The 11,918-nt window shown below is 67.9% G+C and carries 10 protein-coding genes; 8 read left to right on the top strand and 2 right to left on the bottom strand.

Annotated elements, in window-relative coordinates; genetic code table 11:
• Positions 1 to 4: 4 nt before the first annotated feature.
• Entirely contained in the window at positions 5 to 862 is an 858-nt protein-coding gene (gene nadC / locus IFJ75_RS13040; protein ID WP_207868619.1) for a carboxylating nicotinate-nucleotide diphosphorylase, read from the top strand.
• An 87-nt stretch (positions 863 to 949) separates the two neighbouring features.
• Positions 950 to 1,168, top strand: coding sequence for a hypothetical protein (locus tag IFJ75_RS13035; RefSeq protein ID WP_207868618.1), 219 nt, complete (start codon positions 950 to 952; stop codon positions 1,166 to 1,168).
• Positions 1,169 to 1,175: 7 nt separating this feature from the next.
• Here the strand turns inward: IFJ75_RS13035 and IFJ75_RS13030 are convergent, their stop codons facing one another.
• Positions 1,176 to 2,228 carry a cell wall hydrolase gene (locus IFJ75_RS13030; RefSeq protein WP_225897111.1) on the bottom strand — a complete coding sequence of 351 codons (1,053 nt, stop codon included), beginning with the start codon at positions 2,226 to 2,228 and terminating at the stop codon, positions 1,176 to 1,178.
• A gap of 549 nt (positions 2,229 to 2,777) precedes the next feature.
• Here IFJ75_RS13030 and IFJ75_RS13025 point away from each other — a divergent pair.
• Positions 2,778 to 2,975 carry a hypothetical protein gene (locus tag IFJ75_RS13025; protein ID WP_207868616.1) on the top strand — a complete coding sequence of 66 codons (198 nt, stop codon included), beginning with the start codon at positions 2,778 to 2,780 and terminating at the stop codon, positions 2,973 to 2,975.
• Positions 2,976 to 3,242: 267 nt separating this feature from the next.
• Positions 3,243 to 3,605: a DUF6481 family protein gene (locus tag IFJ75_RS13020; RefSeq protein WP_207868615.1), complete on the top strand. Its 363-nt coding sequence runs from the start codon at positions 3,243 to 3,245 to the stop codon at positions 3,603 to 3,605.
• A gap of 66 nt (positions 3,606 to 3,671) precedes the next feature.
• Here the strand turns inward: IFJ75_RS13020 and IFJ75_RS13015 are convergent, their stop codons facing one another.
• Entirely contained in the window at positions 3,672 to 7,337 is a 3,666-nt protein-coding gene (locus IFJ75_RS13015; RefSeq protein ID WP_207868614.1) for a PAS domain S-box protein, read from the bottom strand.
• Positions 7,338 to 7,548: 211 nt separating this feature from the next.
• On the opposite strand from IFJ75_RS13015, the gene IFJ75_RS13010 reads away from it, so the two are divergent.
• The 4 genes from IFJ75_RS13010 to IFJ75_RS12995 all read left to right on the top strand — a co-directional run bounded on the left by IFJ75_RS13010 (position 7,549) and on the right by IFJ75_RS12995 (position 11,865).
• The gene (locus IFJ75_RS13010; RefSeq protein ID WP_207868613.1) at positions 7,549 to 8,028 is read left to right on the top strand and encodes a Dps family protein; all 480 of its coding nucleotides are present in this window, start codon (positions 7,549 to 7,551) and stop codon (positions 8,026 to 8,028) included.
• A 107-nt stretch (positions 8,029 to 8,135) separates the two neighbouring features.
• Positions 8,136 to 9,335 (top strand): cell wall hydrolase, encoded by a 1,200-nt coding sequence (locus tag IFJ75_RS13005; protein ID WP_207868612.1) that lies wholly within the window; start codon positions 8,136 to 8,138, stop codon positions 9,333 to 9,335.
• Positions 9,336 to 9,444: 109 nt separating this feature from the next.
• A complete protein-coding gene (locus IFJ75_RS13000) occupies positions 9,445 to 11,385 on the top strand; it encodes a PAS domain-containing protein (RefSeq protein WP_225896814.1) in 1,941 nt (646 codons plus the stop codon).
• A 72-nt stretch (positions 11,386 to 11,457) separates the two neighbouring features.
• Complete coding sequence (locus IFJ75_RS12995) at positions 11,458 to 11,865, top strand: response regulator (protein WP_207868610.1); 408 nt, start codon at positions 11,458 to 11,460, stop codon at positions 11,863 to 11,865.
• Positions 11,866 to 11,918: the final 53 nt, after the last annotated feature.

Below are 11,918 nucleotides of genomic sequence, written 5' to 3'. Positions count from 1 at the left end.
GCTCATGCGACAGCTGCCGGACATCATGATCGACGCCGTCGTGCGCGCGACCCTGGCCGAGGATCTGGGCAGGGCGGGCGATGTCACGGCACAGGCCTGTATCCCCGACGGCGCCCGGATGCGGGCCGTGGTGGGGGCCAGAAAGGCGGGGGTTCTGGCGGGCATCGACTGCGTGCGGCTGGCGGTGCTGGCCATGGATCCGAAGGCCTCGGTTGAGGTCCGGGTGCGCGACGGCGAGACCTTCGAGGCGGGCGCCGTCCTGGCTGAGATCGAGGGCGACGCCCGGGCGCTTCTGTCCGCCGAACGGACGGCGCTGAACCTGCTGGGCCGGCTGTGCGGGGTCGCGACCCTGACGCGCGACTATGTCCGGGCGGTCGAGGGGACCGGCGCCCGCGTCGCGGATACGAGGAAGACCACCCCGGGCCTGAGGGCGCTGGAGAAACATGCCGTCGTCTGCGGCGGCGGGATCAATCACCGCTTCGGCCTGGATGACGCCATCCTGATCAAGGACAACCATGTCGCCGTCTGCGGCGGGGTGGAGCCTGCCGTGCGCCGCGCCCGCGAGATGGCCGGTCATCTGATGAAGATCGAGCTGGAGGTCGACGGTCTGGCGCAGCTGGACGAGGCTCTGGCCCTCGTCGATCAGGGTGTCGGGCCGGACGTCGTCATGCTCGACAACTTCAGCCTCGACGATCTGAAAGCGGCCGTCGCGCGGACCGCCGGGCGGGTCGTTCTGGAGGCTTCGGGCGGGGTCAATCTGACGACGGTGCGGGCGATCGCCGAGACCGGCGTCAATGTGATTTCGGTCGGCGCCCTGACCCATTCGGCGGCGGCGCTGGACGTCGGCCTGGACGCGATCTGAGGGTTTCGCCGGACTCCCGAAAAGCGGTGTTCCGGAACAGCCTTGAGTCCCGAGGGTTTAACTCCCTGAGAGATCAAGGAGGTCGTCATGAGCAAACCGCTGAAAATCCCCAAGGAACAACGCAGTTTCGCCGCGGCCGGCAATCTGTCGGTCGAGGATCTGAAGATGTCGCACGACCGGCGCGACCTGTTGACCGGGGCCCAGTCGGGCCAACCCGGTGACGCCGACGTGAATCTCGGCGAACAGGGCCGCTACGGCAATCTCAAGCAGAACCTGACCAACCATTGGAAGGTGCAGGAACGCTAGGCCTCTATCAGGCTTGCGGCGCGGCGACCGAGGCGGAGGCGGCCGAGGTTGCCGGAGTCGCAGGACGTTCGGCCGGCGTGATGCGCGGTGCGGGCGTGGCGGCCGGGGCCGGCGCGGGAGCCGCCGTCGCGGTCGCCGGGGCTGTGGGGCGGCTTTCCGAAGGCTTGGTGGTTTCGCCCGTCAGGGCTTCCTGGGCCAGGACCATCGTATAGGCCACGGCCTGACCAGCCTGGCGCACCGGAACGCTGGGGTCCAGGCTGGCCTGTATCAGCTGCGGGCGATCCTCGGACGGACGGGCGGCATAGGTGAAAGCGTTGCTGGAGCCCGAACGGCCGCCGAAGCGATAGAAGAGGTGGTGTCCCACCTGGCTGACCTGGATCAGGGCGTTGCGCCAGCCCGGGGACACGCCGGTGGTGTGGAAATGGGTGGCGGTGCCGACCTGGCTGAAGACGGCGCCGGACAGGGCCTTTGAAGCGACGTCGCGGGCGCGGTTCCAGGCGATGGAATTCACCCGACCGCGCATCGAGCCGTCACAGGTGAAGCTGAACTGGCAGCCCGAGCGCAGGCCGGCGCCCTGGAAGACCACCCCACAGACGCTCTTGGGGAAGGCGGGGTGGCGGACGCGGTTCAGGACCACCTGGGCCACGGCCTGCATGCCGTCGCGGCCTTCGCCACGGGCCTCGTAATAGGCGGCCTGGGTCAGGCATTCGAGATCGCGCGAGGCGTCCAGGGCATTGCCCATGCGGAACGGGCGGGCGGCGTCGGTGGTCAGGCTGACCCGGCGCAGGGCCTTGTCGGCCGGCTCGCCGCGCAGTTGTTCCAGACGGGCGGTCATCAATTCGGCCTGACGGTCGCGCTGGGCGCCGCCGGCGACCGTATAGGGGTCGTGGCGCCGGGCGATGGTCAGGGCGCTTTCGTCCAGCCCGCCGGCCGCGGCCGCGAGGGCCTCTTCGGTGAAGCCCGCCGAGGTGGCGCCTTCCAGTCGTTCCGCCTGCGCGCGCAGGGTCGTCGCCTTGGCTACGGTTCCGCCCATATAGGCGCAGCCGATCGCGAGTCCCACCAAGCCGCCGAACATCGCAGCCGCCGTGACGGGCCGGATCCTGGCCGCACGATCGACAGGCGTGTTCGCACGCGTCTGCGCGGAATGAAACAAAGGCGTAGTCCTGTTCAGCAGGGCGAGAAACGCAGCCCCCGGGGTCGTCTTCACAGACCGGCGAGGTCCCTCTTCGGGTTTGTCGCAGCCGGCTGTGGTTAATCGTCGATCAGCGAACGGCCGGTCGACGAAGCAGCGCCTTAAGCCATCCGTTTATGGCGTCAATGTGTTTGATTCGCAAGCTGACGCTGCGTCGCAGCAATTTGTGGGGATCAAAAGGCATTCGCGGCAGGGGCGTGTGTCTCTACGATACATCCGCGCCAGTCTGTCCGTTATTTACTGTATTGGCTTTTTACTGATCAACTCAGCGATGATGATCCGTTTGTGACATAAACTCAGGCCGTTGAACTCTGTTGTCTTCGTGAGGTGGGGTTTGAGGTTTTAGACTTCAAGTCCTGAATCGCGGAACCGTGTCCCTTAAAGAGACGTTAAGCGTGACCATTCCGGAGTTTACGCATGATCCGCACCACGCAACGCGCTTTCGCCGCCGCCGTTCTGACCGCCTCGACCCTCGCGCTCGGCGCCTGTGGACACACCATCGAACAAAAAGCCGCGACCGGAGCCGTCGCGGGCGCCGTCGTGGGTGGCCCTGTCGGCGCCGCCGTTGGCGGAGCGGCGGGGACGGCCATCGGGCAGGCGCAGAAGCCGCACTGAACTCGACCCTGATCTCCGCCAGGCGGGTTGGATTTTCCGGCTCGCGTCCCTATATCGACCTGTGGTCGAAGGGGCGCCATCCGCGCTGGATCGGCGCCGTCTTCGTTTTGGCATAACGGCGAACCTTGCTTTTCGGCTCGGTTTCGGCTTTGTCCCACCGCCTCGGCTCGCCTTAGTTCTGGCGGAGCCCCTCCCTAAGAGACGCGACGCTGTCACCCGGCGACGCCGCGTGACCTGAACCCGTCTGAAGGACAACCGACCCTACGCATGCGAGATCTGAAACAAACCGGCTTCAACGACCGTATCTCCGCCCAGCAGGACGCCAAGAAGGCGCTGCTCGCCAAGTTCAAGCCGAAGGCCGCCGCGCCCGACCCCGAGTTCGAAAAGCTGGCCGAAAAGCGCGCCGCCGAGAAAGAGGCCTTGCGTCAGCAGCATGAACTCGCCAAGGCCGAGCTGCGTCGCGAGAAGGCCGAAAAGGAAGCCGCCCGTCTGGCCGAGGAAATGGCCAGCCAGGAGGCTATCGACGCCGAGAAGCGCGCCGCCCGCAAGGAGCGCAAGCAGCTTTCCAAGGAAGAGCAGAAGGCCGCGCGCGACGCCCGTTACGCCGCCCGCAAGGCGCGTCAGCGCTAAGGGCTCTTCATCGAAGACACTGACGCCGGCGAGGGCTTCCTCGCCGGCGTTTTCGTTTGCGCTTCACTACAGGGGCAAGAGGTCGCCAAGGGCCTGGCGCAACTGGTCGCCGGAATAGGGTTTGCGCAGGAAGGGCCAGGGGGCGTCGCTGAGCGCCTCGTCCACATCGTCGCCCGCATAGCCGGACGTCAGCAGGATGGGCATGGCCGGATAGCGGTCGGCGCAGACCCGGGCCAGTTCGATTCCCGTCATCCCGCCCGGCATGACCACATCGGTCAGCATGACGTCGAACGACCGGGCGGCCAGACGCTCCAGGGCCTCGGGTCCGGTCTCTGCCGCCTCGACGTCGAGGCCGAGGCCGGTCAGCAGTTCCATGGCGATGGCCGCGACCCCCGTATCGTCCTCGACCAGCAGCAGGCGGCGGCCCGAGGGGATGGCGTCGATCTCGGTTCGGGCTTCGGGCGCGGCGACCGCCTCGGCGGCGTCCAGCGGCGGCAGATAGAGCCGGATCTCCGTGCCCCGGCCCACGGTCGAGGCGATATGGACGCCGCCGCCGCTCTGGCGCGCGAAGCCATAGACCTGGCTGAGGCCCAGGCCCGTGCCCTTGCCGACCGCCTTGGTGGTGAAGAAGGGTTCGAACACCCGGGTCATGGTGGCCGCGTCCATCCCGGCGCCATTGTCCGAGACGGTGACGCAGACATATTGGCCGGCCGCCAGTTCGGCGACCTCGCCGGCTTCGACCGAACAGCTCATCGTCTGGACGGTGATCCGGCCCTTGCTCCTGGAGCCCACGGCGTCGCGGGCGTTGACCATCAGATTGAGCAGGGCGGCCTCGAACTGGGCCGGGTCGACGCTCACCCGCGCCCCGCCGCGCCTCAGCTTCATCCTGTACTCGACGGCCTCGCCCACGGCGCGGCGCAGCAGGGGCTCGCTCTCCTGGATCAGGGCGTTGAGGTCGACCGGCTCGGGCCTCAGGGCCTGACGGCGCGAGAAGGCCAGCAACTGGTGGGTCAAGCCCTCGCCGCGACGCGCGGCGGCCAGGGCGGCTTCGCCCAGCTTCTTGCGGCGCGCGGCGTTGTCCGGCGACTTCAGGATCATGTCGAGCGCGCCGATGACCACGGTCAGCAGGTTGTTGAAGTCGTGCGCAACTCCGCCGGTCAGGCGGCCGACCGCCTCCATCCGCTGGGCATGCATCAGGTCGGCCTCGGCCTTGGCCTTCTCGGCGAGGGCCTCGCCGACACGCTCTTCCAGCAGTTCGTTGATGCGTTTGAGGTCGTCCTCGGCGCGTTTCGCGTCGGTGATGTCCAGGCTGGCCCCGACATAACCCTGGAAGGCGCCGGTCGCGTCGAAACGCGGAACGCCCTCGGAGCGCAGCCAGCGCTGGCCGAAGGTCGGGTGCTGAACCCGCATGACGGCTTCGAACTTGTCCCTCGCCTTGAAGGCGCGAAGGAAGGTGAGGGAGAAGACCTTTACGTCATCGGGATGGATGAAGCCCATCCAGCGATCGTCGCGGATCTGGTCGGCGTCGACGTTGAAGAAGGTCTTGTAGCGTTTGTTGGTGAAGACGATGCCGGGGCGCTCGTCGGTCATCCAGATCAGGGCCGGGGCGCTGTCCGCGACGGTGCGGAAACGGGCTTCGGACTCGGCCAGGGCGGCCTGGGCCTCGCGCGCGTCGGTGACGTCGAAGGCCACGCCGACGAAGCCCAGCACCTGGCCGCCGGGGCCCAGCCGCGGACGCGAGAAGGACTTGAGCCAGCGGTACTCGCCTGAGTGATGCTTGTAGCGGGCCTCCAGCGAGAAGGGCTGGCCGGTGGCCTCTCCGGCCATCGATTCCCGCACCAGATGATCCTGGTCGTCCGGATGGATGAAGCTGCGCCAGTCGGCGGTGCGGACGCTTTCGTAGTCCCCGCCCATATAGGCGACATAGGCCTGGTTGACGAAGGCGCGCTGGCGGTCCTGTTGGGTCACCCAGATCAGCACCGGGGCGGTGTCGGCGATGGCGCGGAAGCGGGCCTCGCTCTCGACGACCTCGGCCTGGGCGCGGGTGCGCTCGACCTCGACCCAGGCGCGCTCGGCGACCTCCTCGATCAGGCCCAGTTCGTCGGCGGTCCAGACCCGGGGTCGGGCCGAGGCGATATTGAAGAAGGCCCTGAGCCTGCCACCGCGCATCAGGGGCACGGCGACGAAGGCCAGGGCCTGGATGGCGATGTGGGCTGGCAGGTCGGGCGCGGTGCGCGGATCGGCGGCGACATCGTCTACCGCCACCAGCCCGCCGTCCGAAAGTTCGTCCCTGACCGAGGCGCCGAAATCCTCGATCGGCAATTCGCCCTGGTTCGACGCCACGCCCGCCGTCCAGTCCTTCGCCAGTCGCCAGACCCCCGCCTCGGCGTCCAGCTCGCCGAAGCCGACGCGGTTGACGCCCAGCCGCTCACCCAGCGCCCGGTTGACCACCGACATGACGTCATCGGTGTCGGTGAATTCGCGCAGGGTGTCGCTGAGGGTCAGGACGAAGCGCTGGCGTTGGGCCTGACGCGCCATGGCCTCTATGGCCTGGCGGGTCTCGGTGACATCGAACGACATCCCGACATAGCCCTGGAACCGGTCCTGTCCGTCGAAGCGCGGATTGACCGAAACCCGCATCCAGCGCCATTCGCCGTCGTGGCGACGGAAGCGGGCCTCGAAGCCGTAGGGCTGGTGCTGCGGGCGGGCGTCGGCCTGAACCCGGCTGACCTCCGCCGCGTCATCCGGGTGCAGGGAACTGCGCCAGACATGGCCCAGCACCTCTTGCGCCGGTCCGCCGTAGAAGGCGGCGAGGGCGGCGTTGACGAACTCCACCTCGCCCTCGGCATTGGTCAGCCAGACAGGGGAGGGGGCGGTGTCGGCCATCAGGCGGAACCGCTCCTCGCTCTCGCGCAGGGCGGCCTCGGTCTGTTTGGCCTCGGAGATGTCGACGATGACAGCGATGAAGCCCTTGGGCTTCCCGTCCGGCCCCAGCAACCGCTGCAGACTGGTCAGGGCCCAGACGATCGAGCCGTCGTCGCGGAAGTAGCGCTTCTCGATCTGTCCCGCGCCGCCGATCAGGGCCGAGGCCAGCAGGGCCTGGGTCGGGGCGATATCGTCCGGATGGGTGACGTCCCCGGTCCGCGCCCCGATCAACCGGGCTTCGGTGGTGCCCAGGATCTCGGCGAAGCGGCGGTTGGCCGTCTCGACGACCCCGTCCAGGCTGACCCGGGCGATGCCGGCCGAGGCCTGTTCGATGATGGCGGCCAGCTCCAGCTCGGTCTGACCCATGCGGATGTCGGACCGCTTCAGGGCCGCGACCGTGTCGTCCAGCGAATGGACGGTCTTCCTCAGCGAGGCCGCGACCAGGATCGCGAAGACGCCGACGACAAGGAAGTTGGCAGTCGAAGCCTGACCCTGCGGGTCCAGGAGCCGCGTCGCCCCCGAGGCGCCGACCAGCACCCAGCCGCCGATCAGGCTGGCGACCATGGCCGACAGACCCGCACTCCGCCCTGCCGCCAAGGCCGACAGGATGACGGCGGGCAACAGGATCATGAAGCCGGTATTGGCCGGATAGAAGGACTGCAGCGCCCAGCGAAGGGTCAGGAAGACTGCGGAGAAGGCCAGGCCGATCAGGATGTTGACGCCGACAGGCTGCGGGCGTGATCGCGCCAGCCGCGCCAGAAGGGTGTCGGTCGCCAGAATCCGTCTGAGGAACGCTGCTGCGTCCATTCATCCCCCGATCGCGCGCTCCGACCAATCTTGACCAGTTTCGCACGACGTTGCTGCAACGCTGTCGGTCGCTCCGCGTTCCCGGACGTCCGACGCGCCACCTTGCCCCTGTTTCCGGTCGCCTCGTCAAGCTTTGCCGGGGTTGGATTCGGGCCTCGGAATGCCTAACTGCAACTTCTGATATCTGAACCGCCGAACCCCGGAGCTCCCCATGACCGCAGCGATCAACACCGGCCTGAGCAAAGCCGAGCGCACCGACGTCGTCGGTGAACTGACCAAGGTGCTGGCCGACAGCTATTCCCTGTATCTGAAGACCCACGGCTATCACTGGAACGTGCGCGGGGCCGAGTTCTTCTCGATCCACAGCCTGCTGGAACAGCAGTACCGCGAGATGTGGGAAGCTCTGGACACCATCGCCGAGCGTATCCGGGCGCTGGGCGAGTTCGCGCCCCAGGGCTACGCCACCTTCGGCAATCTGACGTCCATCGTCGATGGCGATCCGGAGAAGGATTCCAACGCCATGCTGGCCGAGCTGATCAAGGACCATGGCACGGTCATCGCCACCATGCGCCAGGCCCTCAAGACGGCCGAGGACGACGGAGACGACGTCTCGGTCGACCTGATGACCCAGCGCCTGGCCGCCCACGAAAAGGCCGCCTGGATGCTGCGTTCGACGCTCGGCGCCAAGTAGGAGTCTGAACGAACGGCAATCCGTGGCCTGAAAATCGCCCGGAAGGTCAGGCATTCGCCGCGACCTTCCGGGCGTCTTGCCTTCAGACGCCGCCGACCGAAAGCCTGATGACCGCCATCGACTGGACCAGGGTCAAGACGCAGGGACGCCGCATCGCCGCGGCGGCGCCCGCCCTGCTGGCCGCTCTCGGCGTCGCCATGGCCGCCAGTTCGACGCCGCGGCCGGCCATGGACCGCACCGCCGAGGCCGTGGCCCACGCCACCCGGGGGGACCTGACCGACAAGGGTCTGGCGGCGATGACGGCGGGGATGACGCCGTCGCAACTGGCCCAGGCGATCCGCGCCGATCCGAACGAAAGGCAGGCCGCCCTCTATGGTCTGACCCCGGGCTGGGAGAGTTTGACGCTCGCCGGCAAGCCGACGCTGGAGCTGGGCGCCAACGGCCTGAACGCCCAGAGGATGAACGCCGCCATGCCGGTGACCTCTGGCGCCCTGCGGCCCGCCCTGCCGTTCGTTTTCCGCGCGGCCTCGGAGGCCGACCGCAAGCGCGCCGAACGCTGCCTGACCCAGGGCATCTATTATGAGGCGGCGCTGGAAAGCACCGAGGGTCAGGAGGCCGTGGCCCAGGTCATCCTCAATCGCGTCCGCGATCCCAACTATCCGTCCAGCATCTGCGGCGTGGTGTTCGAGGGCGCCGAGCGCAACACCGGCTGCCAGTTCAGCTTCACCTGCGACGGGGCTCTGTCTCAGGCGCCAGTCGGCTGGGCCTGGGACCGGGCGCGCACCGTGGCCCAGCGCATGCTGGCTGGCCGCGTCGCGACCAAGGTCGGGACCGCGACCCACTACCACGCCGACTATGTCCATCCCTGGTGGTCGCCGACGCTCGCCAAGATCACCCAGATCGGCGCGCATATCTTTTATCGCTGGAAGGGGATCTATGGCGAGACCGCCGCCTTCCACCAGCGCTATGCGACGCGGGAGCCGGTCATCGACGAGGCCCGCTTCGCCCGGCCGCGCCTGATCGTCGCCTCGACCGCGCCTGACGCCCCGGCGGTGGTCATGGGGCCCGACGGCAAGCCCCTGACGACCGGGATGAAGACGGTCCAGATCGACGGCCAGACCCGGGTCGTGGGGGTGGTCAGCCTGGGCGGCCGCCGAACGCCGACGCCCGAGGAGATCGCCGCCATCAACGCCCGGATGAACGCCTTCGAACATCCGCAGGCGACGCCGGCCCCCGCGGCGCGCGTCGTGGTCGCGCCCGGCGCCACGGCAATGGAGGTCGAGGAAGTCGGCCGCCCGGGCAACTGATTGCGCCGTCTGAAGATTCAGCGGAGCTGACGAAGGTCGGGTTGCAACGGTCCATCAGGCTCTGCATTTAGAAGGCTCGGTGGCGCCCGGCGCCGGAGAAGGCGTTCTTGTGTCCGAAAACCTCGTCGAACAGATCGAGCCGTGGAGCGAGCCCGAGCGGATCACCGCCCTGCGAAGCTATGCGATCCTCGACACCGCTCGCGAGGAGTCGTTCGACGATCTCGTGAAGCTGGTCGCCCGGATCTGCGAGGCGCCGATCGCGGTGGTCAATCTGATCGATGAAGGCCGGCAGTGGTTCAAGGCCGAAGTCGGGCTGGGCGTCAGGGAGACGCCGCTCGAGACCTCCTTCTGCGCCCACGCCCTGCTGATGCAGGACGGCATGGTCGTTCCGGATGCGACCCAGGATCCCCGGTTTGCCTGCAATCCTCTGGTCACCGGCGAGGCCCATCTGCGCTTCTACGCCGGGGTGCTGCTCAAGACCGCTGAAGGCCTGCCGCTTGGCACCCTGTGCGTGCTCGACACCGAGCCCCGGCCAGAGGGGCTGACCGAGTTCCAGACTTCGGCCCTGAAGACGCTCGCGGGCCAGGCCATGGCCCAACTGGAGTTGCGCCGGGCGCTTGCCCAGCGCCGCGAGAGCGAAGAGACGGCTCGTCGGGCCATGAACGCCTCGGACTATGTCGGCGCCTTCGACTGGGACATCGTCAACGACCGGGTCGTCGCCGACGAGCGGTTCGCCCGCATGTACGGCGTCGATCCGGCCGTCGCCGCCGCCGGCGCCCCGATCCGGGTCTTCACCGCCGCGATCCACAACGATGACTTCGGCCCGGGCATGGAGGACATGCGGGTCGCCATTCAGGATGGGACGCCCTTCATCAGCGAATACCGTCTGGTGGTCGAGGGGCAGCCGGAACGCTGGGTCGTGGCCCGTGGGCAGGTCTATTATGGCCCCGACGGCGCGCCCGAACGCTTCCCCGGCCTTGCCGTCGACATCACCGAGCGCAAGGCGATGGACGCCAACCTGGCCGAGGCCAGTGCGGCCCTGGCCGAGAGCGAGGCGAAGTTCCGCGCCATCGCCGACTCCATGCCCCAGATGGTCTGGTCGACCCTGCCGGACGGATTCCACGACTACTATAACGCCCGCTGGTACGAGTTCACAGGCGTCGAGGTCGGCTCGACCGACGGCGAGGGCTGGAACGCCATCTTCCATCCGGAAGATCAGCCACGCGCCTGGGAAGTCTGGCGGAATTCGCTGGCGACTGGGGAGCTCTATGAGATCGAATACCGGCTGAGGCGGCATGACGGGGTCTATCGCTGGACCCTTGGACGGGCGACGCCCATTCGCAACGAGGCCGGGGAGATCGTGCGCTGGTTCGGGACCTGCACGGACATCGATGACCTGAAGCGGGTCGAGCGTAACACCGAACTGCTGAGCCAGGAGTTGAGCCACCGCATCAAGAACATTTTCGCGGTCGTCTCGGCCCTGATCGCCCTGTCGGCGCGGGAGTATCCCGAGGCCAAGGCCTTCGCCGCCGCCGTGCGAAACCGCATCGGGGCTTTGGCGCGGGCGCATGAGTTCGTGCGGCCTCACACGGAGGTGTCGCGCCCGACGGTCGGGGGCATGACCCTGCACGCCTTCCTGGAGGCTCTGTTCCGACCCTATGCGGACACCTCCGGCGCGGCGCGGGTGGTGCTGGAGGGCGACGACGCCCTGTTCGACGACCAGGCCGCGACCTCGGTGGCCCTGCTGTTCCACGAACTGGCGACCAACGCCGCCAAATACGGGGCCCTGTCGGAGCCCGGCGGTCAGGTCACGCTCGACACCCGGCTGGCGGGCGACCGCTTCCGCTTGACCTGGACTGAAAGGGGCGGGCCGCCCATCACAGCCGTCCCGACGCGGGTCGGCTTCGGCTCCTCGCTGGCGACCATATCCGTCGAAGGTCAGCTGGCGGGAAAATTGGAACGAATCTGGGCGCGGGAGGGTTTGATCGTCGTAGCGGACCTCCCCGCGACCGCGCTCTCCAGACGCAAGGCCGCCGAAAAGGCGATCTGATGCGGCATGGCGTGAAACCTGCAAGGTCGTTGTGCGTTTTGGCGCAGGGCGTCGATCAAGCAAGCTGAAAGAATGACTTCGCGTATCCTGATCATTGAAGACGAAGCCTTGGTGGCCATGGAGCTGCGCTTCGTCCTGGAGGACCTCGGGCACGAGGTCGTCGGCACTGCCGCCGACGCCCGCGCCGCCCGGAATCTGGTCAGGGAGATGGAGGTCGATCTGGCTCTCGTGGACATCCACCTGTCGGACGGCCCCACCGGCGTCGAGCTGGGCCGCGCCCTGGCGCAGGAAGACGGGGTCACGGTCCTCTATATGACCGCCAATCCCGGTATGGTGCGCGAAGGTGTCGCCGGCACCATCGGCGTCCTGTCCAAGCCGGCTGACGAACGAGCGGTCCAGACCGCCGTCGACTACGCCCTGCGCCGCCGCAAGGGCGAGCCTGTCGATTACGCACCGCCTGAGTTGCAGCTTTTCGCCTGAGAAAAGCCCCTGCGCCGGTTGCGGGTCGCCTGATCGGGCATAAGTCAGACGCT

Origin of the sequence: Brevundimonas goettingensis (assembly GCF_017487405.1) — a bacterium.
In the GTDB taxonomy this organism is placed as follows: domain Bacteria; phylum Pseudomonadota; class Alphaproteobacteria; order Caulobacterales; family Caulobacteraceae; genus Brevundimonas; species Brevundimonas goettingensis.
The sequence above is the reverse complement of the archived record's forward strand: the minus strand, read 5'-3'. Positions and strand labels throughout refer to the sequence as shown.

Bases quoted from the DNA above. Each gene is read 5' to 3' on its own strand.
- nadC (WP_207868619.1), top strand. From the start codon at position 5: ATGCGACAGCTGCCGGACATCATGATCGACGCCGTCGTGCGCGCGACC.
- IFJ75_RS13035 (WP_207868618.1), top strand. From the start codon at position 950: ATGAGCAAACCGCTGAAAATCCCCAAGGAACAACGCAGTTTCGCCGCG.
- IFJ75_RS13025 (WP_207868616.1), top strand. From the start codon at position 2,778: ATGATCCGCACCACGCAACGCGCTTTCGCCGCCGCCGTTCTGACCGCC.
- IFJ75_RS13020 (WP_207868615.1), top strand. From the start codon at position 3,243: ATGCGAGATCTGAAACAAACCGGCTTCAACGACCGTATCTCCGCCCAG.
- IFJ75_RS13015 (WP_207868614.1), bottom strand. From the start codon at position 7,337: ATGGACGCAGCAGCGTTCCTCAGACGGATTCTGGCGACCGACACCCTT.
- IFJ75_RS13010 (WP_207868613.1), top strand. From the start codon at position 7,549: ATGACCGCAGCGATCAACACCGGCCTGAGCAAAGCCGAGCGCACCGAC.
- IFJ75_RS13005 (WP_207868612.1), top strand. From the start codon at position 8,136: ATGACCGCCATCGACTGGACCAGGGTCAAGACGCAGGGACGCCGCATC.
- IFJ75_RS12995 (WP_207868610.1), top strand. From the start codon at position 11,458: ATGACTTCGCGTATCCTGATCATTGAAGACGAAGCCTTGGTGGCCATG.